This is a genomic window from Streptomyces scabiei 87.22 (assembly GCF_000091305.1).
Classification (GTDB): Bacteria; Actinomycetota; Actinomycetes; order Streptomycetales; family Streptomycetaceae; genus Streptomyces; species Streptomyces scabiei.
The window spans coordinates 3,839,301-3,861,749 of the sequence record NC_013929.1 but is presented as its reverse complement, the minus strand read 5'-3'; the positions used below and the strand labels follow the sequence as shown (position 1 = coordinate 3,861,749).

The 22,449-nt window shown below is 70.8% G+C and carries 20 protein-coding genes; 12 read left to right on the top strand and 8 right to left on the bottom strand.

Features of this window, described 5'->3' with window-relative positions:
• Positions 1-4: 4 nt before the first annotated feature.
• The gene (locus tag SCAB_RS16220; RefSeq protein WP_231885249.1) at positions 5-2,464 is read left to right on the top strand and encodes a galactose oxidase early set domain-containing protein; all 2,460 of its coding nucleotides are present in this window, start codon (positions 5-7) and stop codon (positions 2,462-2,464) included.
• A gap of 122 nt (positions 2,465-2,586) precedes the next feature.
• Here the strand turns inward: SCAB_RS16220 and SCAB_RS16215 are convergent, their stop codons facing one another.
• Positions 2,587-3,063: a MarR family winged helix-turn-helix transcriptional regulator gene (locus SCAB_RS16215; RefSeq protein ID WP_231885036.1), complete on the bottom strand. Its 477-nt coding sequence runs from the start codon at positions 3,061-3,063 to the stop codon at positions 2,587-2,589.
• Positions 3,064-3,148: 85 nt separating this feature from the next.
• On the opposite strand from SCAB_RS16215, the gene SCAB_RS16210 reads away from it, so the two are divergent.
• The 3 genes from SCAB_RS16210 to SCAB_RS16200 all read left to right on the top strand — a co-directional run bounded on the left by SCAB_RS16210 (position 3,149) and on the right by SCAB_RS16200 (position 6,483).
• Entirely contained in the window at positions 3,149-4,345 is a 1,197-nt protein-coding gene (locus tag SCAB_RS16210) for an FAD-dependent oxidoreductase (protein ID WP_013001168.1), read from the top strand.
• Positions 4,342-5,907, top strand: a complete 1,566-nt coding sequence (locus SCAB_RS16205; RefSeq protein ID WP_013001167.1) for a multicopper oxidase family protein — start codon at positions 4,342-4,344, stop codon at positions 5,905-5,907. Before SCAB_RS16210 ends, SCAB_RS16205 begins: the two co-directional genes overlap by 4 nt.
• 210 nt (positions 5,908-6,117) lie before the next feature.
• On the top strand, positions 6,118-6,483 hold the full coding sequence (locus SCAB_RS16200; protein ID WP_041670662.1) for a hypothetical protein: 366 nt from the start codon (positions 6,118-6,120) through the stop codon (positions 6,481-6,483).
• A 39-nt stretch (positions 6,484-6,522) separates the two neighbouring features.
• Here SCAB_RS16200 and SCAB_RS16195 read toward each other — a convergent pair whose 3' ends face one another.
• The 3 genes from SCAB_RS16195 to SCAB_RS47315 are packed head-to-tail and all read right to left on the bottom strand — an operon-like array spanning position 6,523 to position 8,143.
• On the bottom strand, positions 6,523-7,254 hold the full coding sequence (locus SCAB_RS16195) for a Mut7-C RNAse domain-containing protein (protein WP_041669263.1): 732 nt from the start codon (positions 7,252-7,254) through the stop codon (positions 6,523-6,525).
• Positions 7,255-7,287: 33 nt separating this feature from the next.
• Positions 7,288-7,965, bottom strand: a complete 678-nt coding sequence (locus SCAB_RS16190; RefSeq protein WP_013001164.1) for an acyl-CoA-like ligand-binding transcription factor — start codon at positions 7,963-7,965, stop codon at positions 7,288-7,290.
• A gap of 4 nt (positions 7,966-7,969) precedes the next feature.
• Positions 7,970-8,143, bottom strand: coding sequence for a hypothetical protein (locus tag SCAB_RS47315; protein WP_013001163.1), 174 nt, complete (start codon positions 8,141-8,143; stop codon positions 7,970-7,972).
• A gap of 221 nt (positions 8,144-8,364) precedes the next feature.
• Between SCAB_RS47315 and SCAB_RS16180 the strand changes: the two genes are divergently transcribed.
• Positions 8,365-9,588, top strand: coding sequence for an RNA-guided endonuclease InsQ/TnpB family protein (locus SCAB_RS16180; protein WP_041670660.1), 1,224 nt, complete (start codon positions 8,365-8,367; stop codon positions 9,586-9,588).
• Between the two features lie 58 nt (positions 9,589-9,646).
• Here SCAB_RS16180 and trhA read toward each other — a convergent pair whose 3' ends face one another.
• Entirely contained in the window at positions 9,647-10,405 is a 759-nt protein-coding gene (gene trhA / locus SCAB_RS16175; RefSeq protein WP_041669261.1) for a PAQR family membrane homeostasis protein TrhA, read from the bottom strand.
• A 349-nt stretch (positions 10,406-10,754) separates the two neighbouring features.
• On the opposite strand from trhA, the gene SCAB_RS16170 reads away from it, so the two are divergent.
• The 7 genes from SCAB_RS16170 to SCAB_RS16140 all read left to right on the top strand — a co-directional run bounded on the left by SCAB_RS16170 (position 10,755) and on the right by SCAB_RS16140 (position 18,859).
• Positions 10,755-12,590: a phosphoenolpyruvate carboxykinase (GTP) gene (locus SCAB_RS16170; RefSeq protein ID WP_013001160.1), complete on the top strand. Its 1,836-nt coding sequence runs from the start codon at positions 10,755-10,757 to the stop codon at positions 12,588-12,590.
• 410 nt (positions 12,591-13,000) lie between these two features.
• Positions 13,001-13,990 carry a serine/threonine-protein kinase gene (locus SCAB_RS16165; RefSeq protein ID WP_013001159.1) on the top strand — a complete coding sequence of 330 codons (990 nt, stop codon included), beginning with the start codon at positions 13,001-13,003 and terminating at the stop codon, positions 13,988-13,990.
• Complete coding sequence (locus SCAB_RS16160; RefSeq protein ID WP_013001158.1) at positions 13,977-14,513, top strand: hypothetical protein; 537 nt, start codon at positions 13,977-13,979, stop codon at positions 14,511-14,513. The genes SCAB_RS16165 and SCAB_RS16160 overlap by 14 nt, the downstream gene beginning before the upstream one ends.
• A gap of 159 nt (positions 14,514-14,672) precedes the next feature.
• A complete protein-coding gene (locus SCAB_RS16155) occupies positions 14,673-15,935 on the top strand; it encodes a hypothetical protein (RefSeq protein ID WP_013001157.1) in 1,263 nt (420 codons plus the stop codon).
• Between the two features lie 117 nt (positions 15,936-16,052).
• Positions 16,053-16,814: a vWA domain-containing protein gene (locus tag SCAB_RS16150; protein WP_013001156.1), complete on the top strand. Its 762-nt coding sequence runs from the start codon at positions 16,053-16,055 to the stop codon at positions 16,812-16,814.
• 1 nt (position 16,815) lies between these two features.
• On the top strand, positions 16,816-17,601 hold the full coding sequence (locus SCAB_RS16145) for a PP2C family serine/threonine-protein phosphatase (protein WP_013001155.1): 786 nt from the start codon (positions 16,816-16,818) through the stop codon (positions 17,599-17,601).
• Between the two features lie 94 nt (positions 17,602-17,695).
• Complete coding sequence (locus SCAB_RS16140; RefSeq protein ID WP_013001154.1) at positions 17,696-18,859, top strand: hypothetical protein; 1,164 nt, start codon at positions 17,696-17,698, stop codon at positions 18,857-18,859.
• A 203-nt stretch (positions 18,860-19,062) separates the two neighbouring features.
• Here SCAB_RS16140 and SCAB_RS16135 read toward each other — a convergent pair whose 3' ends face one another.
• From SCAB_RS16135 to SCAB_RS16125, 3 genes are read right to left on the bottom strand one after another with little or no spacing between them, the layout of a single operon-like run.
• Complete coding sequence (locus SCAB_RS16135; RefSeq protein WP_013001153.1) at positions 19,063-19,647, bottom strand: hypothetical protein; 585 nt, start codon at positions 19,645-19,647, stop codon at positions 19,063-19,065.
• Between the two features lie 4 nt (positions 19,648-19,651).
• The gene (locus SCAB_RS16130) at positions 19,652-21,256 is read right to left on the bottom strand and encodes a substrate-binding and vWA domain-containing protein (protein ID WP_013001152.1); all 1,605 of its coding nucleotides are present in this window, start codon (positions 21,254-21,256) and stop codon (positions 19,652-19,654) included.
• Positions 21,253-22,443, bottom strand: coding sequence for a toxic anion resistance protein (locus SCAB_RS16125; protein ID WP_013001151.1), 1,191 nt, complete (start codon positions 22,441-22,443; stop codon positions 21,253-21,255). Before SCAB_RS16125 ends, SCAB_RS16130 begins: the two co-directional genes overlap by 4 nt.
• Positions 22,444-22,449: the final 6 nt, after the last annotated feature.

Below are 22,449 nucleotides of genomic sequence, written 5' to 3'. Positions count from 1 at the left end.
TCCGATGAGCCACCCGCGGGGCCGCTTCGGCCTCCGCCGCAGACCAGGGCCCCTGCCCAGGACCAGACGCAGCACGGCCCTGCTGGCGGTCGGCGCACTCGCCGCCGGCCTCCTGCTGGTCTCGCCGCAGTCCGCGTCCGCCGCCAACCTCGTCCAGAACCCCGGCTTCGAGACCGCCGGCGGCGACGGGATGCCGTACTGCTGGGAGAAGTCCGGCTGGGGTGACAACGACTTCACCTTCACCACGGTCCCGGGCGCCCACTCCGGCATCAAGGCCATGAAGGTCGAGCTGACCCGCCGGGTCTCCGGCGACCGCAAGGCCCTCATCACCGAGTCGGCGGCCTGCGCGCCCCCGGTCACGGTGGGCAAGCAGTACGACCTGGCCCTCTGGTACAAGTCGACGACCCCGGACACGTCCGTCACCCTGTTCCGGCACGACACCACCGCCGGCTGGCAGTACTGGACCGACCTCAAGACGCTGGACACGGCCGCGAACTGGACCGAGGCGACCGTCCGCACCCCCCAGATCCCGGCGGGCACCGACCGGATCACCTGGGGCGTCTCCGTCTACGGCACCGGCTCCGTCACCACCGACGACTACACGATGGACCAGGTCGCTGACCCCGTCCCCCAGCCGCAGTGCACGGGCACGCCGGACGAGTGCCTGAACGGCCGCTGGGACGTGCTGCCCACGCAGAACCCGGTCCGCTCCATGCACTCCGTCGTCCTCAACAACGGCAAGGTGCTGCTGATCGCCGGCTCCGGCAACAGCGAGCAGATGTTCGAGGCGGGGACGTTCACGTCGGCGGTCTACGACCCGAAGAACGGCACGTACAAGCAGATCCCGACCCCGGACGACATGTTCTGCTCGGGTCATGTGCAGCTCGACGACGGCCGGGTCCTCGTGATGAGCGGCAACAAGGCGTACCCGGTGGCGGGCGGGCACGGCTACGAGGGCTACAAGGACTCGTACGTCTTCGACCCGGTCACCGAGACGTACAGCAGGACCAACGACATGAACGACGGCCACTGGTACCCGTCGGCGACGGTCCTCGGCAACGGTGACGTCATCTCGTTCGGCGGTCTGCGCGAGGACTCCACGGGTTCGGTGACGGCCGAGCTGTGGTCGGACGCCGAGCAGAAGTGGCTCGAACTCTGGAAGGTCCATCAGACCTGGTCGTACTGGGGCCTGTACCCGTCGATGATCCTCATGCAGGACGGCCGCCTCTTCTACTCCGGCAGCCATGTCTTCGGCAACAACATCCCCGGCACGGGCAGCGCCTTCTACGACTACGGCGCCAACACGGTCACGTCCGTCCCGGGCCTGCAGAACAAGGACCAGCGCGACCAGTCCGCGAGCGTGCTGCTGCCCCCGGCCCAGGACCAGAAGGTCCTCACCCTCGGCGGCGGCAACATCGAGTCCAACCCCGACGCGAACGGTCTGACGGACGTCATCGACCTGAAGGTCGCGAACCCCGCGTACGTCGCGGGCCCGCCGATCCCGCAGGGCACGGTGGACCTCGGCAACGGCAAGGTCGCCCAGACGGGCAGCCAGGGCAAGATGTACGTCTCCGCGGTGCTCCTGCCCGACGGCAAGGTCCTGGAGACGGGCGGCGCCCTGCACAACCGGGCCGACCCGGTCTACGAGTCCTCGCTCTACGACCCGGCGACCAACACCTTCGACCCGGTGGCGCCGGACCCGGAGGAGCGCGGCTACCACTCCTCGGCGTTCCTGCTTCCCGACGGCCGTGTCATGACGACCGGTGACAACCCGGGCAACGGTTCCTGGAACCACGACGTGTCCGTCTACACCCCGCCGTACCTGCTGAAGGGCCCCCGCCCGAAGATCACCTCGGTGATCGACAAGGAGTGGGTGTACGGCGACACGCAGCGGATCACGGTGGACCGGCCCGTCGTGAAGGCGGAACTGATCCGCCCCGCCGCGGTCACGCACTCCTCGGACCCCAACCAGCGGTTCGTGGACCTGCCGTTGTCCGTCGACGGCAACAACATCGACCTGAACGTGACGAGCAACCCCAACCTGGCCCCGCCCGGCTGGTACATGCTCTTCGCGGTCGACGCGAACGGCGTCCCCTCGGTCGCGGAATGGGTCCACCTCCAGGGCCCGTCCGCCCTGGCCGTCGCCTCCGGTGACGCCCCCTCGGCCCACGTCCACGACTTCGCGGACGCCCCGAAGGGCAAGGTCACGGGCCCGGGGAAGAAGGCCGGGTCCAAGAAGGTCAGCCCGACGATCTCCGGCTGCGACCGCCACTACGGATCGGCGAACGTCTGCGTCCCGACGGCCTTCCCGGCCCAGGTCGACAGGACGACGGCCGCCCGCTGCGCGTGGCTGAAGAAGAACGACTACGGCCGCCTGAAGGTCAACGGCGGGGACGATCCGCTGAAGCTGGACCGGGACCGGGACGGTGTGGCGTGCGGGAAGGGAGACGTACGCCGCCGCTGACGTGGCCTTTCCTGGGCACAGGGCCTCGCGCCCGGCGGACGTCCGCCGGGCGCGAGGCCCTTTTTCGTGGGCGTGGGCGGGCGCGGGCCTCCTCAGCCCCGCCCGTCCGGTCGCGGGTGTCCTCAGCCGGCCTGCCCGGTCAGCTTCCCCGTGGCCTGCTGCTGGACGGCGGCCGAGCGGCGCAGGAAGTCGAGGATCACGTCGAGCTGCTCCTCGGTGTAACCGGCGTACAGCGCCTCCAGGCCGGTGACGAAGTCGGCGAACAGGGCACCGAAACTCGCCACGTGGTCCCGGTCGATCTCGACGATCACCCGGCGGCCGTCCGCCTGGTCGCGTGTCCGGCGGACGAAGCCCTTGCGCTCCAGCCGGTCGACCAGCCCGCTCACCGAGGCGGGCGCCAGGCCCGTGCGCGCGACGATCTCCCCCGAGGTCAACGGCCCCTCCCGCTCCAGCAGGTCGAGAGTCTTCTCCTCCGTCATGCCCAGGCCCATGCGGGCGCCGACCGCGGCGTGGAACATCACCGCCGCGTTGCTGTGCTCGCGGCCGGCCTGATGCAGCGCGGCGAGCAGTTCGCCGCGTCGATCCGCGTCGCTTGACACCCGTGCCACCCTCCCCATAAATTTCGTTCGTACGAACTAAATAACTGTGTGTTACCAGAATAGCATCCGAGGGGGCGACGTCACAATGACGACGGCATTGATCATCGGCGGGGGGATCGGCGGTCTGACCACGGCCCTGGCGCTGCGCCGCGCGGGCATCGAACCGCTGGTCCACGAGGCGTACGACCGGCCCGACGACTACGTGGGGTTGTTCCTGAACACCGCCTCGAACGGGCTCGACGCGTTCCGCGCCATCGGCGTCGACCTCACCCGTCACGTGGACGGGGTGCCGATCCCCCGTATGGTCCTGTCGAGCGGCTCGGGAAGGCGGCTCGGCGAGGTCGCGAACGGCACCCGGCTGCCGGACGGCTCCGTGAGCGTCTGCGTCCGGCGCAGCGAGCTGCAGCGGGCGCTGCGCGCGCAGGTCCGCGAGGCCGGCATCCCTCTCACCCACGGCAAGCGCCTCGACACCTACCGGACCCTGCCCACCGGGGTGGTCGCACGGTTCACCGACGGCACCGAGGCCGCGGGGGACCTCCTCGTCGGTGCCGACGGCATCCACTCCCGCACCCGCGCGCTCCTCGACCCCGACGCGCCGGCGCCCCGCTTCACCGGTCTGCTCAGCGTCGGCGGCTACAGCGAGGGCACCGGGCTGGCCCCCACCACCGGCATCCAGCACCTGGTCTTCGGCAAGCGGGCGTTCTTCGGCTACCTGGTCCGCGAGTCCGGCGAGACCTACTGGTTCGCCAACCTCCACCGCCCCGACGAACCGGACCGGCGGGACCTGGCCGCCATGACGGCCGACCAGTGGCGGCGCCGGCTCACCGGTGTCTTCGCCGACGACACGCCCGTCATCGGGCAGATCCTCGACCACCTCGTCGGCGAGGTCGGCGCCTACCCGGTGTACGACATCCCGACCAGCCCGGTCTGGCACCGGGGACCGGCCGCGCTGATCGGCGACGCGGTGCACGCCACCTCCCCGTCCGCGGGCCAGGGCGCCTCGATGGCCGTCGAGGACGCCGTCGTACTGGCCCAGTGCCTGCGCGACGCCCCCGACACGACCACCGCGTTCACCACGTACGAACGCCTGCGCCGCCCACGCGTGGAGAAGGTGGTCGCCTACTCCCGGACGCTGTCGGACAGCAAGACCGCCGGTCCGGTCGCCCGGGTCCTCCGGGACCTGATGATGCCCCTCGCGCTGCGGTACTTCGCCAACCCGGAAGCACACGCCTGGATGTACGACCACCACATCGACTGGGACCGCCCGGCGGCCGTCCGATGACCGCACGACGCGTCGACCGGCGGCGGCTGCTGAAGCTGGGCCTGCTCGGGATACCGGCGACCGCCGCCGTGGCCGGGGGCGGCTTGACGTATCTCTGGGCGGGCGCGGACCTCGACACCGCCGGAAAACTCTCCTTCACCCACCGACTCGCCGTTCCCCCGCTCGCCCGCGGCCGCCGCGACGGGGCGGGCCGTCGCGTCTTCGACCTGCGGATCGCCCCGGGGCGGCACCGGTTCCGGCCGGGGCGCCCGACCGAGACCTGGGGCGTCAACGGCGCCCACCTCGGACCGACCCTGCGCGCCGCCAGGGGCGAGACCGTCGTGCTGCGGGTGCGCAACCACCTGCCCGAGGCGACGACTCTGCACTGGCACGGCATGCATCTGCCCGCGGCCATGGACGGCGGCCCGCACCAGCCGGTCGAGCCCGGACACACCTGGTCGCCCACCTGGCGCATCGACCAGCCGGCCGCCACGCTCTGGTACCACCCGCACCCGCACGGACGGACCACCCGGCACCTGTACCGCGGCGTGGCCGGCCTGTTCCTCGTCGACGACCCGACGACCGGTCCGGACGGCCTCCCGCACCGGTACGGCGTCGACGACATCCCGGTCATCGTCCAGGACAAGCGGTTCCACGCCGACAACCGACTCGACGAGTCGGGGCCCACGATGAGCGGCGCGGGCCCGCTCGGCGACACCGTCAGCGTCAACGGCACGCTCACGCCGTACGTCGACGTCACCACCGAACGCGTGCGTCTGCGGCTGCTCAACGCGTCCAGCACCCGGGTCTACCGCTTCGGACTGACCGACGACCGGCCGTTCGCGCTCGTCGCCACCGACGGAGGGCTGCTCGCCGAGCCCCACCGGACGGACCGGGTGCAGCTGTCGCCCGGCGAACGCGCCGAGATCGTCGTGGCACCGGCGGCGGGCGAACGGCTCGTCCTGCGCAGCCACCCGCCCCGGCTCGGCCTCGACCCCTGGAACCGGCGCTTCGCCGGCGGGGACGACACCCTCGACATCCTCCAACTCCGCGCGGCACGGCGCCTCCTGCCGTCGCCGCCACTGCCCGGGCGGCTCGCCGACCTGCCCCGGACCGACACGTCGGCCGTCGCGGCGACCCGCACCTTCACCCTCTTCGGCAACCGGATCAACGGCCGCGAGATGGACATGAACCGCATCGACTTCGCCGTCACCAGGGACACCACCGAGATCTGGGAGATCACCGCCGTCGACGGTGTGCCGCACAACTTCCACGTCCACGACGTGCAGTTCCGGATCCTGACCATCGGCGGCGAGCCCCCGCCCCGGTCGCTGCGCGGCTGGAAGGACACCGTCCACACCCCACCGAACACCCCCGTCCGCCTGGCCCTCAGCTTCCGCGCCCCCACCGACCGACGAACGCCGTACATGTACCACTGCCACCTGCTCCAGCACGAGGACCAGGGCCTGATGGGCCAGTTCGTGGTCGTGGAACCGGGGGACGGGCCGGGCGCGGCACACCCCGGGCACGCGGACCGCGACCGGGCACTCGCGGAGGCGCACCGCGTCCTCAAGCCTGAGTGATCGGCCGGTAGACAGGAGCATCCCGCAGCCAGGGACAGAACGACGCCGACCGGGGCTGACGGACTTCCGCAAGTGCGTTGAAGAGATGCGGAGTTCGCGAACAACGGCACGTGATCGGCTCGACTATGCTCGCGCCTTGTCATGTCCGTCGCCAATCGCGGGCAGACCTGTGCGATGTACCAGATTCTTGGAGGCTCGATGACGTCTGTCATGCGGAAGATCGCATGCTTCGCGGGGGTGGGCGCGGCCGTCGCGGCCATGTCCTTGTCCGGTGCGTCCGCAGCCCAGGCGGAAGCGCCCACCCAGGGCTGCCCGTACCCCTGGGTGTGTTTCTACGTGGACAACGATGCCCTGATCGCGGGCAGGCCGCTCTCGAAGTATCAGGACGTCACCAGTGGCTATCAGGCGGTCACGCCCCGGCCGCACTACGGAGTTCTGAACACCCGCAATGACGACGTGGTGTACCTGCGACTTCAGAGTGGGGGCTCGATCTGCCTGGGGCCGAACAGTCAGACCGTGTTCGCCAACGCCTATGTCGTCAACGGAATAAGGATCTCCAGCAGCTCCAGGTGCTAGCAGGCCGTCCCGTCAGCAGTCGGAGCTCGGCTTCCGTTCTCAACCCGCCTCCGCACGCGTCCGCAACGCCTCCCGCACGATCGCCTCCAGTTGCTCGTGGTGCGCGCCCTTCCAGTACGCGCGGCCGCAGGTGTCGCACTGGGCGAAGACGTCGTAGGACTTCTGGGTGCCGCCCTCCAGGCGGTCGGCCACCTGGTCCTTCGTCGCCGGTTTCAGGAGGCCGTTGCAGGCCGTGCAGCGGGTCCAGGGGTGCAGGTCGGGGGCGAAACGGGCCAGTACCTCGGCCAGTTGCTCCTCCGGGTGCGTGCTGTAGACGTACGCGCCGGCCCACAGTTCGCGGCGGCGCAGCAGGCCGCGGTCGCGGCTGAGCAGGACCCGTTGCTCGGTGGCGGAGCGGGTGGCCAGGGCGGGGTCGCCGATGTCCGTCGACTCGTAGGCCGTGTCCACGCCCAGCAGACGCAGGCGCCGGGCGAGGGTGCCGAGGTGGACGTCGAGGAGGAAGCGGAGCGGGGCGCCGGGGACGCGCTGGGGGTGCTCCACCGGGCGTACCGTCACCGACTCGCCGTGCGCCGGGATGTGGGAGGCCGGGACGTCGCGGCCGTCGACGACCAGCGCGCCCACCTCCGTCAGCGGGACGCCGAGGGACTCGACCACGTGGCCCAGGGTCGAGATTCCGTCCGTGGCGAGCACGGTCGAGCCCGCACGGCGGCCATGGGGCACGAACAGGGCCAGTCCGGGGGCGACTTCGATATGGATCTCGGCGGCTTTCACCTGGTCAGGATGGCACGGGGGAGGGGCGCGGGTTCAGGGAATTTCGCTCTGCAGGCCGTGCTGCAGCGTGGTCAGGGTGCGGTCGACGAGTTCGGCGAAGTCGTCGCGGTGGCCGTTCTCGGCCCAGTAGAGGGAGGTCTCCAGCAGGCCGCCTATCAGGGACATGGCGTAGACCCGTACCTCCAGGCTGTCCGGGTCCCGGCCGGTGCGTTCGCCGATGGCGGTGCAGAGCATGCGGCCCGTCACCGACATGCTCTCCATCATGCGCGAGCGCACCGCGGGGACCTGGACCATCAGGCGCGTGCGCAGCCGCGCCACCGCCGCGTCCTCCTCGACGCCCGTGCGGATCGCCTCGCGCATCAGGTGCCGGATGCTGTCCGTCCAGGGTTCGTCCGCCGGCCGGGCCCGCAGTTCCTCCATGAGGACCGGGTCGAACTCGTCGGTGAGGACGATGTCCTCCTTGGTGGGGAAGTAGCGGAAGACGGTCGACGGCGACACCTCCGCCCGGTCGGCGATCTGCTCGATCGTCGTGGCCTCGTAGCCCTGTTCCTCGACCAGCGCGTAGGTCGCGGTGCGGATCGCCTCGCGGGTCTTGATCTTCTTCCGCTCGCGGAGGCCGAGCGGGGGCCGGTCGGTGGGGGCGCCGGCGGGCGTGGCGGTGGGGGTGCCGGAGGGCGTGCCGGTGGGGGTGCTGGGGCGTGCGGCCGTCATGCGGTCATTGTCGGGTATCGGCCCGCGTGTCGGCCAGGTCGGGCCCGCTGACCTCGCCGCCGGTGCTCCCGCCCTCCTTCGCCGCCGGGGTGCTCGGCAGGAGAGCGGCGGCCAGCAGCGCGGCGCAGCGCCGCCTCAGCGCCCCTGTCAGGCCGTCCGGGCGCACGAAAAAGGCCACGGCTCGAAAGCCGTGGCCAGGGAGAACGCGGGTCCGCGCGCTACTGGACATCATTCGCAGTGCTCCGGCCTTCAGGCTGGGGGTGAAGCGAATCTTGCGTCTGCGACGCGGAGCGTCGCGGTGTCGTTCCGGCCGAGCCGGACCCTGCCTTTCGTGAGGGTGACGATCCGTTCACATGTTTCCGGTGACGACACGGGTTCGACTTTCCTAGTGTGATCGTCATGCAGCTCCGGTACTCCTTCAGGGTGTACCCGAACACCGTCCAGCAGGCCGCTCTGGCCCGGGCGTTCGGGTGCGCGCGCGTCGTGTTCAACGACGCCGTGCGTGCCCGTGAGGACGCCCGTAGGGCCGGGCAGCCGTTCCCGACAGCCGGTCAGCTGTCCCGGAAGCTGATCACGGAGGCGAAACAGACGCCGGAGCGTGCCTGGCTGGGCGAGGTGTCCGCGGTCGTCCTTCAGCAGTCCCTGCGGGACGCCGAGACCGCCTACAGGAACTTCTTCGCCTCCCTCAAGGGCACCCGTGAGGGACCGAAACTGGGCGCACCTCGGTTCAAGTCCCGCAAGGACGCCCGGCAGTCGATCCGGTTCACTGCCAACGCCCGCTGGCACCTCACCGACAGCGGCCGCTTGAACCTGCCGAAGATTGGCGCGGTGAAGGTGAAGTGGTCCCGCACGCTGCCGAACACCCCCACCTCGGTCACCGTCATCAAGGACGCGGCCGGCAGGTTCTTCGCCTCCTTCGTCATCGACACCGACCCGGACGCCGACCAGGCTCGGATGCCCGAAACCGACCGCACCATCGGCATCGACCTGGGCCTGACCCACTTCGCGGTCCTGTCCGACGGCACAAAGATCGACTCCCCGCGCTTTCTGCGCCGCGCGGAGAAGAAGCTCAAGAAGGCACAGCGGGAGCTGTCACGCAAGCAGAAGGGATCCAGGAACCGCGCCAAGGCCCGCCTGAAGGTCGCCCGCGCCCACACCAAGGTCACCGATGCACGCCGCGAGTTCCACCACCAGCTCTCCACCAGGCTGATCTCCGAGAACCAAGGGATCGCCGTGGAGAACCTGTCGGTGGCAGGACTGGCCCGCACGCGCCTGGCCAAGTCCGTGCACGACGCCGGATGGTCATCGTTCATCGGCATGCTGGAGTACAAAGCGGCCAGGTACGGCCGCACCCTGGTCAAGACCGGCCGGTTCGAACCGACCTCCCAGACCTGCTCAACCTGTGGCGCCGTGGACGGACCCAAACCCCTGAACGTCCGGGAATGGACCTGTACCGCCTGCGGCACCGTCCACGACCGGGACCTCAACGCCGCGATCAACATCAAGACGGCCGCCGGACTGGCGGTATCGGCCTGCGGAGCGCCGGTAAGACCAGAACCTGTTCTGGCGCAGCGCGAAGAAACAGGAAGCCACGGATTCCCGACCGGCAACCGTGCCGCATAGCGGCACAGCCACCAGTCAAGGGAGGCCGGAATCCTCGCCCTTCAGGGCGAGGAGCAAGTCAAGCGTGCTGGTACGCCACCAGGGAGATGCCCACGTAGTGCGTGATGAACGCCGCCAGTGTCAGGGAGTGGAAGACCTCGTGGAAGCCGAACCAGCGCGGTGACGGGTCCGGGCGCTTGAGGCCGTAGATGACCCCGCCGACGCTGTAGAGGACGCCGCCGACGATCACCAGGACGAGGACGGTGATGCCGCCGGTGCGCATGAAGTCGGGCAGGAAGAAGACGGCCGCCCAGCCCATCGCGATGTAGCACGGGGTGTAGAGCCAGCGCGGTGCGCCCACCCAGAAGACCCGGAAGACGATGCCGGCCAGTGCCGCCGCCCAGATGCCCCAGAGCAGCCACTGCCCCTTGGCGCCCGGCAGGAGCAGCATCGTCAGCGGGGTGTAGGTGCCCGCGATGATCAGGAAGATATTGGCGTGATCCAGTCTGCGCAGGATGCCGTCCATGCGCGGACTCCAGTTGCCCCGGTGGTACAGCGCGCTCACGCCGAACAGCAGGCAGGCCGTGAGGGTGAAGATCCCGCAGGCGATGCGTCCGCGCGTGGAACCCGCGAGGGCGGTCAGCACCAGGCCCGCGACGAGCGCGGCCGGGAACATGCCGAGGTGGAGCCAGCCCCGGAGTCTGGGCTTGATCTCACCGGTGATCTGTTGGATCTCGTCGGTGATCGTGTGGGCGATCTGTTGCGGCAGGGATCGCGCGTCGGGATCGCGGCTGTCGGCCGACGTCTCCGCTTGCGCATCGGGGACGGACGCTGTCATGCCCTGCATCGTACCTACGGAACCGTAACTTACGGGAGCGTGCGGGCCGTTCGTGCCGCGTTAAGTGGCCATCGTCTCATGCGGGGGGCGCGCGGGCGAGAGGCGAGCGCACTACCCGACACCCCTGGTGAAGCCGTGGTGACACAGGGAAACCTCCCGGGTGAAATCGGGTGAGTGGTGATGGTCACGATGCTCACGTGGGCGGCCCTCTGGACATATGGGCACTCCCGTCGGATGATCAAATGAGTGCGGTCGGCACCGGATGAGCGCCAAGGGCACCACTGATGAAGCATCCGGGTCGCAGCCCCCACGGGGCCTCCAACACAAAATCCCTCATTTAGGAGCAATCGTGGCGCGCGACATCGCGGCTCCCCCTTCAACCGTCCCGACCACCCACCGAGAACTCGTGGCGTGGGTGAACGAGATCGCCGAACTGACCGAGCCGGACAATGTCGTCTGGTGCGATGGATCCGAGGCCGAGTACGAGCGCCTGTGCGGGGAGCTCGTCGAGAAGGGCACCTTCCGCCGGCTGGACCCGATCAAGCGCCCGAACTCCTACTACGCCGCGTCCGACCCGACCGATGTCGCCCGGGTCGAGGACCGCACCTTCATCTGCTCGGAGAAGGAGGCGGACGCGGGCCCGACCAACCACTGGAAGGCCCCCGCCGAGATGCGGAAGATCTTCCAGGGCGAGAACGGCGAGAAGGGCCTGTTCCGCGGCTCGATGCGCGGACGCACGATGTACGTCGTCCCGTTCTGCATGGGCCCGCTGGGCTCCCCGCTCTCCGCGCTCGGCGTCGAGATCACCGACTCCGCGTACGTCGCCGTCTCCATGCGCACCATGACCCGTATGGGACAGCCGGTGCTGGACGAACTGGGCTCCGAGGGTTTCTTCGTGAAGGCCGTGCACACCCTCGGCGCCCCGCTGGAGCCCGGCCAGGCCGACGTGCCGTGGCCCTGCAACAGCACCAAGTACATCTCCCACTTCCCCGAGACCCGCGAGATCTGGTCCTACGGCTCCGGGTACGGCGGCAACGCGCTGCTCGGCAAGAAGTGCTACGCCCTGCGCATCGCCTCGGTCATGGCGCGTGACGAGGGCTGGCTGGCCGAGCACATGCTGATCCTCAAACTGACCCCGCCGCAGGGCGAGTCGAAGTACGTCGCCGCCGCGTTCCCGTCGGCGTGCGGCAAGACGAACCTGGCGATGCTGGAGCCCACCGTCAAGGGCTGGACCGTCGAGACCATCGGCGACGACATCGCGTGGATGCGGTTCGGTGAGGACGGGCAGCTCTACGCCATCAACCCCGAGGCCGGCTTCTTCGGCGTCGCGCCCGGCACCGGTGAGCACACCAACGCCAACGCGATGAAGACGCTGTGGGGCAACTCGGTCTTCACCAACGTGGCGCTCACCGACGACGGCGACGTGTGGTGGGAGGGGATGACGGAGGAGACTCCCGCCCACCTCACCGACTGGAAGGGCAACGACTGGACGCCGGACGCCGAGGCGCCCGCCGCCCACCCGAACGCCCGGTTCACGGTGCCGGCCTCGCAGTGCCCGATCATCGCGCCCGAGTGGGAGAGCCCCAAGGGCGTGCCGATCTCGGCGATCCTCTTCGGCGGCCGCCGCGCCACGGCGGTGCCGCTGGTGACGGAGTCCTTCGACTGGAACCACGGAGTGTTCCTGGGCGCGAACGTGGCGTCCGAGAAGACCGCGGCGGCCGAGGGCAAGGTCGGCGAACTGCGCCGCGACCCGTTCGCGATGCTGCCCTTCTGCGGCTACAACATGGGCGACTACATGGGCCACTGGGTCGATGTCGCCAAGGGCAAGGACCAGGCGAAGCTCCCGAAGATCTACTACGTCAACTGGTTCCGCAAGAACGACGCGGGCAAGTTCGTCTGGCCCGGGTTCGGCGAGAACAGCCGCGTCCTGAAGTGGATCGTGGACCGGCTGGACGGCAAGGCGGAGGGTGTGGAGACGCCGATCGGCATCCTCCCGACGCCGGAGGCGCTCGACACGGACGGGCTGGACCTGTCCGCGTCCGACCTCGACTTCCTGCTGACCGTCGACAAGGAGGTGTGGCGGGAGGAGGCGGCGCTCGTGCCCGAGCACCTCAACACCTTCGGTGAGCACACGCCGAAGGAGCTGTGGGAGGAGTACCGGGCGTTGGTGAGCCGACTGGGCTGACACTCCGCGGTGATGCTCCGCGACCGGCCGGATATGGGTTGCCCTGACCAGCGACGTCTCCTCGGCCGGTCGCGGTTTTTTGTGCGCCGGGTTGTTCGGGTGCCCAGTGGCTCGGGGGTACGGGTGCGTTGGCGGGTGCGGCTCCGGTGGGGCTTCTCGCGCAGTTCCCCGCGCCCCTGGAAGCAACAGGCCCTGCGGGCCTGAAAAGCAGTGGGCGCAGCCCCTGGTCTTCAGGGGCGCGGGGAACTGCGCGACCAGCCCCCACCGGGCGGACGTCTGGGGGTCGAAGGGGCGCAGCCCCTTGAGGGAGGGGACGGGTAGGGGCGGAGGGGGCGAAAAGCACTGCCGCGCACCGGATTTCGCGGGACACTCGGGACATCCGCACCGAACCCCGAAATGAGGTGAGCGGGGTGCGTACACCCGTAAGTGACCCCCTGAAGATCGGCCCGTACAAGATAGTCGGCCGCCTGGGATCGGGCGGCATGGGCTGGGTCTACCTGGGCCGCTCACCCGCCGGCCGCGAGGTCGCCGTCAAGGTCGCCCGCCCCGAACTCGCCGCCGAACCCGAGTTCCGCGAACGCTTCGCCCGCGAGGTCGCCGCCGCCCGCGTGGTCAGCGGCGCCTACACCGCCGCCGTCGTCGACGCCGACCCCACGGCCGAACTCCCCTGGCTGGCCACCCTGTACGTCCCCGGCCCCTCCCTCGCGGAAGCCGTCCGCGCCGACGGGCCCCTCCCCGAGGCCCAGGTCCGCCCGCTCGGCGCCGGGCTCGTCGAGGCGTTGCAGGCCATCCACGCGGCGCATGTGGTCCACCGCGACCTCAAGCCGGCCAACGTCCTGCTCGCCCAGGACGGCCCCCGCGTCATCGACTTCGGCATCTCCCGCGTCGACGGCGCCCCCGGCCTCACCCGTGTCGGTGTCGTCGTCGGCACCCCGCCGTTCATGTCGCCCGAGCAGATCCGCGGCGCCCGCGTCGGCCCGGCGAGCGACGTGTTCTCGCTCGGCGGGGTCCTGGTGTACGCGCTCACCGGCCGCTCGCCGCACGGCAGCGGCGAAGGCGTGCGCGTGGAGGTCGTACGAGGAGAGCCCCGGCTCGACGGGGTACCGGCGGGGCTGCGGCCCCTCGTCGCCCGCTGCCTGGCCAAGCGGCCCGAGGACCGGCCGCCGCTCGCCGAGATCCTGGCCGAGCTGGTGGAGGAGGACGCGAGCGCCGAGGTGTGGCCGCCACCGCAGGTGGCCCGGACCATCGAGGTGCGGTACGAGGAGCTGAAGGAGCGCCATCTGCGCCGTACGACGAGCGAGTCGGTGCCGTCCTGTCTGCTGCTCCACGCGCAGGCACTGCTCGACGCCGGTCTGACCGACGTCATGGTCGCCGGGGCGGTGGTCCGTGACGGTGCCTGACTTCTTCCCGGACAGGGACTCCCACCCGGGCCGTGACTCCTACCCGGGCAGCGGCTCCTCCACGGGCCGCGACGTTCGGCCCTCGGTGAACGGCGAGATATACGACCTCGGCACGCACTGGCGGCAACTGGTGCAGAACTGGGTCGCCCGGCGGAATTACCACACGGTCCACGACACCGTTTCCGTTTCCCTGCGATTCGATCTCCAGGAGACGGGGCGGATCGTCACGGTGCGCTTCATGACCACGAAAAGACTTCTCGTGGCCTTCGCGACGGACGGGCATTACCTCCGGCAGGACCAGCTCGCCATCGCGGCGGCCGCGTCGAACGCGTGGAATACCGAACAATTGATTCCCATGCTTTCCGTGTGGGACGTGCGCGGGCCGCGCCCCTGTCTCGCCGGAGTGTGCGACCTGCCGCTGACGTGCCGCATCACCCAGGCGGACTTCGACGCGCTGGCCCATGACTGGGTGGACCGGGCGAGACAGATGTTCAGCCGTTGCCACCAGGTGTTCAAGTTGTAGAAGTGAAAAGCGTACTGATCGTAAGTTGACGAAAGTCGTCGAAACTCCACCGGCGGAATTCACCAAACCCTTCCGGCCGCCCGGTCACCTGCTCCACTATGGGATGGGCTTTTTCAGGGCCGCGGGGGCGTGCCTTTCAGGCCACGGGGGGTTGCTGCGATGGGTGCGATCAGGCGTTCGCCGTTCGTCGGTGTGCTGGTGGGGTCACTGGTCGCGCTCGTGCCGGGCGGTCCGGCCGTGGCGGTCCCCGACGCGTGTGCCGACCGGCTCACCGAGCAGTTGCAGTGCTGGGCCGGCGTGATCAAGGACGGTCCCGTCGTGATCACGCTGGACGAGCCCCTGGCGTACGAAAAGGTCGAGGAGGGCCAGCACCAGAACATCGACACGTTGCGCCGGGACCGGTACCCCCTCGTGGTCCGCGTGCCGAAGGGCGGGTCCACCGGAGAGGGCGGTACGGCCCTGCTGGTCCTGGCCGAGGGGCGGCTCGTCCACCCCGACGCCCGCATCGACCGGCTGCGACCCGGCCCGATGAGGGCTCTCAAGGACGCGGGCCTCTGCGTCGACCGCACCCTGATGTGCGAGCTGATCGAGAGCAAGGACGACAAGTCCGGCCCCCTGGACGGCAGAACGCTCATCGACGAGGGTCTGGCCGCCGACCTCCGCACCCATGTCGACGCCATCGGCCCGGCGGAGGACGAGGAGAAGCCCTCCGCCACGGCCTCACCGGGCACCAACGCCCAGCAGGGAGGCGAGAAGCAGGGCGGCAACCAGGCCGTCACCACCGATGACGAACCCGCCGGGTACAGCAGCGCCACCTGGACCGCGTTCTGGATGTGTCTCCTCCTCGCCCTGCTGCTGCTCGCCTTCGTGATCGTCATCCGGCGGTCCAGGGGCCCGGTGGCCGTGGGCCACCGCGCGGTGCTTCCCGGCCGGGCCGCCGGCGGACCCGCGCGGACTCCACCGGCGCACGCGGCGCGCGGCGCGCTCGGCGGCGGCAACGGCACCCGTGGCGGCGGTGGGACCGGCAGCGGCGGTGCGACGGGCGGGGGCGGTGGGGCCGGCGGCGCTGCCCTCGGGGGCGGCACCGCGCTCGGCGGCGGTGCTGCCCCCGGCGGTGCCGGGGCCGACGGCGGGGACGAGGCCACCACCCGGCTGCGCGTCTCGCCCACGCCCCGGTACGGGCGTCAGGTGGGGCCCCGCCCGGCGCACTCCCGCACCGCCGTCGTACGGACCGAACTCCACCCGCAGGGCTATGTCGAGCTGGACCGGGTGCTGCGCCGGGCCGTGTGGGCCGAGCCGGGGCGGCCACCGCCCGCGCCCGGCGGGCTCGTCGACGTCACCGACGCCCGGGAACGGGACTCCGACGTCCTGTACGCCTTCCCGCCCACCGCCGCCCGGCACGCGAAGGGCACGCCCAGGTGACCCCGGCGGCACCACCGAGGATTCCCGCACCACCAGAGGTATCTGCCAGAGGCATCCGCCAGAGGTATCCGCACCACCAGCGGCATCAGCACCACCACAGGCACAGGGGGAAGAACCATGCACCGCGAATACCCGCCCACGCTGCCGGCGGAGTACGCCGACATCGAGTTCGAGAACAACGCCCAGCGCATGCCGCTCGTGCTCTGCCTCGACACGTCCAGCTCCATGGCCGGCCCGCCGATCCAGACCCTGAACAACGCGCTCGCCGAGTGGACCCGCGAACTCCACGACGACGTCAGCCTCAGCTACAGCGTGGAGGTCGCCGTCGTCACCTTCGGCGGACAGGGCGTCGGCGCCTGGCGCGGACCCCAGCTCCTCGACCCGCGCACCCGCACCAGCCCCTTCATACCCGCGCACGCCTTCCAGGCACCGCAGCTCACGGCCGCCGGCGTCACCCTGATGACCGAGGCGCTGGAGCTGGCGATGCACATCGTCGCCGCCCGCAAGAGCGAACTGCGAGCCTCGGGACTGCAGTACTACCGGCCGCAGATCTGCCTCGTCACCGACGGCCTGCCCACCGACCCGACCGGTCATCTCACCGACTCCTGGCACCGGTTGGTCCCCGTCCTCGCCGAGGAGCAGAGCGCCCGCCGGTTCCGGCTGTACGCGATCGGCGTCGGCGGGATCACCGACCGGGGCGAGCAGGTGCTGAAGGCGTTCGCACCGAAGTTCAACGCCCGGATCCAGGGATTCCCCTTCCGGGAGCTGCTCCAGATGATGTCCGCCAGCGCCAACGCCGAACAGAAGGGGGCGGGGGACGAGGTGTTCGAGAAGATCTTCAGCCAGTTCAAGACACAGCGCCCGGCCTGGGAGGCGTGAGGTGAACGCCGCGCCCTGGCGGATCCACGGTCTGAGCGTCGAGGGCTACCGGCACCGGCGCCAGGGCCTGCCCTGCCAGGACGCGTGCGCCGCCACCGCCACCTCCGCCGTCGCCGTGCTCGCCGTCGCCGACGGGGCCGGCAGCCGGCCCCGGTCGGAGGAGGGTTCGCGGCTCGCGGTGCGGCTCGCCACCGAGCACTTCGCACGGCGGGCGGAGGCGGCCGTGGAGGTGCCGCCGGGCGAGGCCGTGCACGAGCTGCTGCGCGACGCCCTGCAGGACGTGAGCAACGAGTTCCTCGACCTGACCGGGGCCGACGCGCAGGACTTCGCCACCACGCTCACCGTGGTGGTGCTCGCCCCGGGCTGGATCGGCCATGTCACCGTCGGGGACGGATTCGTCGTCGTACGGTCCGGGACGGAGGACGGGGAGCGGCAGTTCCATCTGCTGCCGCAGGCCGCGGCGGTGAGCGAGTACAGCAACGAGACGGTGTTCCTGACCTCGCCGGACGTGGGGCGCTGGACCCACACCGAGTGCGTCGCGGACGACGGCGTCGACGGGGTGCTCCTGTCCACGGACGGGCTGGCCCAGGCCATGCTCAACCGGTCCGCCGACGGCGCCTCGTCGCCGAACACCTCGTTCGCCGAGGCCGTGTTCCGCTCCCTGGACGCCGCCGCCGAGGACGACCGCGACCCCAACCTGGCCGCCCTGCTGCGCTCGGACCGTCTGACCGCGCTCAACGCGGACGACAAGACCCTGCTGCGGGCCGTCCGTACGCACCGGCGGTGACCGCTCCGCACGGCGGACGCCCCTGCCGGTCGCGGCTCCGGGACGACGCGTCCGCACGGCGGCGACCAGCCCCATGACACTCGGAGGTACGGCCATGAGCGGCCGCACGGTCTTTCTCGACGGCAAGCGGGTCACGCTGGCCGAGTTGCCGCTGAAGGGCGGCGGGCAGGCGGCGGTGTACCCCGTGGAGGGGGACACCGGGATCGTCGTCAAGATCTACCGGGACACCCCCGGGCCGGACCAGGAACGGCGACTGGCGCGCATGCTCACGATGTCCCCGCTGGCCGCCCGCCCGACCGACGCCAGCCAGCCGCCCGAACTGGCCTGGCCCACCGCGATCGCCCGGGGGACGAACGGGGAGTTCCTCGGCTACGCGATGCGGCGGTTCGGCGAACCCCAGCACGTCCAGCTCGTCGGACTGTTCACCCGGGTCCAGCGCCTCAAGCTCTTCCCGGACCGGGCCGACTGGCGGTTCCTGCTGGGCGTCGCCTGGAACCTCGCCTTCATGACGGCCCGGATGCACTACGACGACCTCGTCATCGGCGACTTCTCCAGCAGCAACGTCGTCGTCGACGCCAACGGCTTCGTCACCTTCCTCGACTGCGACTCGATCGCCTTCACCGACCCGGTCACCGGCGAACTCTTCCCGTGCCTGATGCACACCACCGACTACTCGTCCCCCGAGCGCCAGGCGGGCGGTCCCGCGACCCGGCAGAGCGACGACTTCGCCCTCGCCGTCCTCGTCTACCAGCTGCTCACCGCCGGCAACCACCCCTTCGGCGGGGTTCCGCACGAGAGTGCCTCCGAGTCGACCGTCAAGGACAACATCGCCGCGAGCTGCAGTTACGTCGTCCGTCCCGAACGCGTCACCATCCCGCGCGGCACGATCGACCCCTCCGTCCTGCCGACGGAGCTCCTCACCCTCGCCAGGGCCGCCTTCGGCGCGGGCGTGGAGAACCCGGACGCCCGGCCCAAGGCCGAGGCGTGGCTCCGCGCCCTGGACAAGGAGCGCGGTGAGGTGCGCGCCTGCACGGTACGGCCCCTGCACACGTACGGCTCCCATCTGCCGACCTGCCCCTGGTGCACCCGGGCGGCGGTCACCGGTCACGACGTGTTCAACGGGCCCGGGGCGGCGTCGGTGCCGGTCCCTCCGGGGGTTCCGCCGGATCAGCCGGGGTCCTCGTACGCGGTGTTGAAGGTGTTGGCGGTGGTGGTGGGGGTGGTGCTGCTGATCGTGATCCTGGCGAACCTGGGCTGACGGCCGGTGTCGGCTGCGGGTCCGGTGGGGGCTGGTCGCGCAGTTCCCCGCGCTCCTAAAAGCATCAGGCCCCTGCGGACCTGAAAGCCAACGGCCCTGCGGGCCGAAAAGCATGGGGCGCAGCCCCGGCTTTTCAGGGGCGCGGGGAACCGCGCGACCAGCCCCCACTCGCCCGCATCCGGGAACGCACCGAAGCCACCCCCTCATCCCGACCGGTCCTCCAGATACCGCGTGTGCGACTCCTGGCGGCGAGCCTCCGCATCGCGCAGCCCCGCCGCGAGACGACCCAATTCAGCCTGCAAAAGCCCCAGTTGGCGCTCCAGGTGGCGTTCCGGAGGGTCCGTTCCCGGGGTCAGCCGGGTCCACCAGCGGGTGCGGACGAACGTGTCGACCGCCTCGGGGACGTCCTGCCGTACGGCCCGGGAGAGGGCGTGCACGCCCTCGGGGTCGCGGGCGAGGATCTCGGCGACCCAGCCGGGGTCGAGGAGGGCCGTCAGGAGCTCGGTCAGCTCGGTGAGGCGGCCGGACGCGGCCGGTGGCAGCTCGATGCCGGCCAGGTACTCCCGCAACGTACCGAAGTCGGCGCGTAACGCGTCGAGTTGGGCGGACGCGTCCGGGAAGTCCGGCAGCGGAGGCCGCTCCGGCGGGGCGAGCAGCGCGCCCGCCCCGTACAGTCCGACGACCACGGCCGGCCAGTACGGTCCCGCGACGCCCGCGAAGGTCAGTCCGAGCCCGGCGACCCCGAGCGTGCTGCCGGTGAGGTTCTTGCGGGACTCGACGTACGTCATGAATCTACTGGTAGCCACGGATCTCCTCGAAGGCGCCGTCCAGCGAGCCCCGTGTGGCGTCGAAGAGGCGGCCGCCGGTCACCTCGGCGATGTGCTCCAGTTCGTCCCGGTCGGAGTCGCCGAAGAGGATGGGGAAGACGGGGATGTGCCGGGCGGCGTCGGGCAGCCGCCCGTAGAAGTCGTCGAAGTCGGCCGGGCTCGCGCCCTCGGTGTTCTCGCCGTCCGTCATCAGCACGATCGAGGTGAACGTGTCCCGGTCCACGGCGCCGAGATGCTCGTACGCCCTGCGCAGCGAGGTGTAGATGGCGGTCTCACCGGCGGCGGACAGCTTCCGGGTGTCGGCGCGGATGCCGTCGAGCCCCGCCTTCGGGTCCGCGGGCCGCACGACATGCGTCCGTACGCTCTTCACGTCCGACCCGAACGGCATCAGGGTGACCTCCTCCCGGTCCCGGAAGTCGCCGGTCAGCTCGGTGAGCGCGGTCTTCAGCCGGTCGAGCCGGTCGCCCTCCATCGAACCCGAGGTGTCCAGGACGTACACGGTCCGCGACGGGCGGCGCAGATCGTTCTCGTACGCGTCGAGAAGGCCGACGGCCACGGACCGGCTGCCGGGGAAAGGGAGTTCGCGGCGGCGGGTGGTGTCGAGACCGGCCGCGGGCGGGACGGAGGCGACGACCGGGCGGCGCAGCGTCCGCTCGGTGATCAGCCGCTGGACGTCCGGCGTGCGCAGGGCGTCCGTGAGCCGGCGGACGTCGTCGCGGACGTCCGTGCCGGTGGAGGCCAGCGACGAGAGCGGGTAGTCGGCGGTGACGACCCCGTCGCGCGGCCGGATCACCGTCAGGTCCGGCCGCGACTTCAGCACCGACTCGTAGTTGAGGAGCGCGTCGACGTCACCGCGCCGGTCGTACGCCGTCGCCAGCCAGCCCGACGACCCCGACGTCAGCTTCTGCCCCGCGAAGAACCGCTTCAGCCGGGGTGTCGCCCGCGCCACGTCCGCGTCCGTGAGGGCGGACTGGGCACCGGAGAGTCCCGAGGCCACCGAGATCAGCGTCGAGAAACCGGAGTTGGAGCGGGACGGGTCGGTCATGCCGTACGTCAGCTTCCCGTCCGCCACCGCGTTCTCGATGTCCGACCAGGTTACGGTGTCCGGCTTCCACCCCAGCTTCCCGACGGTCTCGTTCTTCACGCCGATCGCGACGGGGCTGGACATCACCGGCGTCTGCGACACGATCTGCCGCGCCGCGTCCGGGCGGAGCCGCAGGTAGTCGTTGGAGGAGAGCCAGACGGCGTCGTACGCGTCCTTCGCCCCCCGCCGCGCGAGCAGGTCCACCGCGTCGAGCGTGCCCATGTAGGTGGGCCGGACCTTGATACCGGTGTCCTTCTCGACCCGCTCCAGCACCGGCTTCATGTCGGCGAGTTCACTGGAGGCGAGGACGCGCAGGGTGCCGGGGACGTACGGGGTGGCCTTCGCCGGGGCGGGGCCGGGCGCCGCCCGGTCCGCGCCGGTGCAGGCGGCGGTGGCCAGGAGCACGAGCGAGGCCACTGCGGCGACGGCCGCCGTCGTACGTGTTCTCGTGCGGGCCGCCGCCCCTGCTCTCGTCGGTGTCCTCATCCGAGGCCCCCTTCCAGCGCACCCTGGTTCCGGCTGCGCTCCAGGTACCGGCTCGCGTTCTGGAGTTCGGAGGTCAGGGACTCGACGGTCGCGGCCATGGTCTCCGTGGCCTGCACCTTGTAGGTGTCGATGGCGTCGAGGGTGCGGTAGATCTGCTGGAAGGCCGAGCGGAGCGTCTCCGCGCCGACGGCAGGGTCGGCGGCGATGCGCTGGATCTCGCCGCTCTGGGTGGCCAGCATCTCGGCGTTGCCCCGGATCAGGTCCTCGGTGGTGCCGCGCAGGGCGTTGACCTGGTCGACGACCTTCTTCTGGTGGTCGAGGGCGGAGGCGAGCATCACGGAGATGCGCAGCGCCGACACCGTGGTCGTGGCGGCCCGGTCGACGCCCTTGATCAGTTCCTCGTTGTTGCGCCGTACGACGTCCATGGCGAGATAGCCCTGGGCGCAGACGGCCAGCTGGGTGAGCAGGTCCTGGTGCTTCTGCCGGACGGGGAAGAGGACGTCGGCGCGCAGGGTGTCGCCCTGCTGCGGGTCGGCCCCGTCGACGTGCGTCCGGATGTGGGCCTCGACGGCCGTGTCCAGGGCCTCCGTCAGCACGACGTACTCCTGGAGCTTGCCCATGGTCTCCCACAGGCGGACCCGTTCGGTCTGCAACGCGGCACTGTCGCGCCGCAGTTCGTCCTGCCCGCCGCGCAGTGAGCCCACGATCCTGTTCAACGTCCCCTGCGCGGAGGCGTACTTGGCGACGTGGTCGCGCAGCTTGTTGCCGCCCGGCAGCCGGGACAGGAACCTGCGCCCCTTGTTCGCGGGCAGATCGCGCGGGTCCAGGTCCTCCACCACGCGCCGGAGTTCGACGAGCGAGCCCGCGACCTGCGACTGCGCGTCCCCGCCCTTGCCCGGCAGACTGCGTACGGTCCGCTCCAGCATCCGGTTGGACTGCGCGGCGGCGGCGCGCATCTCGCCCGCGCCGAGCGCGGTGATCTCCCCGACCCGGCCGGCGAACTCCGGGGAGCGCGCGTCGAGGGCGGTGAGCCCCCGCACGTACTCCTCGGCCTTGCGGGCCATGTCCGTCCGTACGGACTCCTCGACCGGCACGAGTCCGCCGGCCTTCTCCCGGGGCACGGCGGCGACCGGCGTGGGAGGGGTGAGGGTGAAAGTGGTGTCGTCGTTGCCGTCTTCGATGGTCATGTGTCG

What these genes read in the sequence shown, in the direction of transcription:
- SCAB_RS16180 (WP_041670660.1), top strand. Translation starts at nt 8,365, where the DNA reads ATGCAGCTCCGGTACTCCTTCAGGGTGTACCCGAACACCGTCCAGCAG.
- SCAB_RS16130 (WP_013001152.1), bottom strand. Translation starts at nt 21,256, where the DNA reads ATGAGGACACCGACGAGAGCAGGGGCGGCGGCCCGCACGAGAACACGT.
- SCAB_RS16125 (WP_013001151.1), bottom strand. Translation starts at nt 22,443, where the DNA reads ATGACCATCGAAGACGGCAACGACGACACCACTTTCACCCTCACCCCT.
- SCAB_RS16200 (WP_041670662.1), top strand. Translation starts at nt 6,118, where the DNA reads ATGCGGAAGATCGCATGCTTCGCGGGGGTGGGCGCGGCCGTCGCGGCC.
- trhA (WP_041669261.1), bottom strand. Translation starts at nt 10,405, where the DNA reads ATGACAGCGTCCGTCCCCGATGCGCAAGCGGAGACGTCGGCCGACAGC.
- SCAB_RS16135 (WP_013001153.1), bottom strand. Translation starts at nt 19,647, where the DNA reads ATGACGTACGTCGAGTCCCGCAAGAACCTCACCGGCAGCACGCTCGGG.
- SCAB_RS16150 (WP_013001156.1), top strand. Translation starts at nt 16,053, where the DNA reads ATGCACCGCGAATACCCGCCCACGCTGCCGGCGGAGTACGCCGACATC.
- SCAB_RS16155 (WP_013001157.1), top strand. Translation starts at nt 14,673, where the DNA reads ATGGGTGCGATCAGGCGTTCGCCGTTCGTCGGTGTGCTGGTGGGGTCA.
- SCAB_RS16220 (WP_231885249.1), top strand. Translation starts at nt 5, where the DNA reads ATGAGCCACCCGCGGGGCCGCTTCGGCCTCCGCCGCAGACCAGGGCCC.
- SCAB_RS16140 (WP_013001154.1), top strand. Translation starts at nt 17,696, where the DNA reads ATGAGCGGCCGCACGGTCTTTCTCGACGGCAAGCGGGTCACGCTGGCC.
- SCAB_RS16210 (WP_013001168.1), top strand. Translation starts at nt 3,149, where the DNA reads ATGACGACGGCATTGATCATCGGCGGGGGGATCGGCGGTCTGACCACG.
- SCAB_RS16205 (WP_013001167.1), top strand. Translation starts at nt 4,342, where the DNA reads ATGACCGCACGACGCGTCGACCGGCGGCGGCTGCTGAAGCTGGGCCTG.
- SCAB_RS16190 (WP_013001164.1), bottom strand. Translation starts at nt 7,965, where the DNA reads ATGACGGCCGCACGCCCCAGCACCCCCACCGGCACGCCCTCCGGCACC.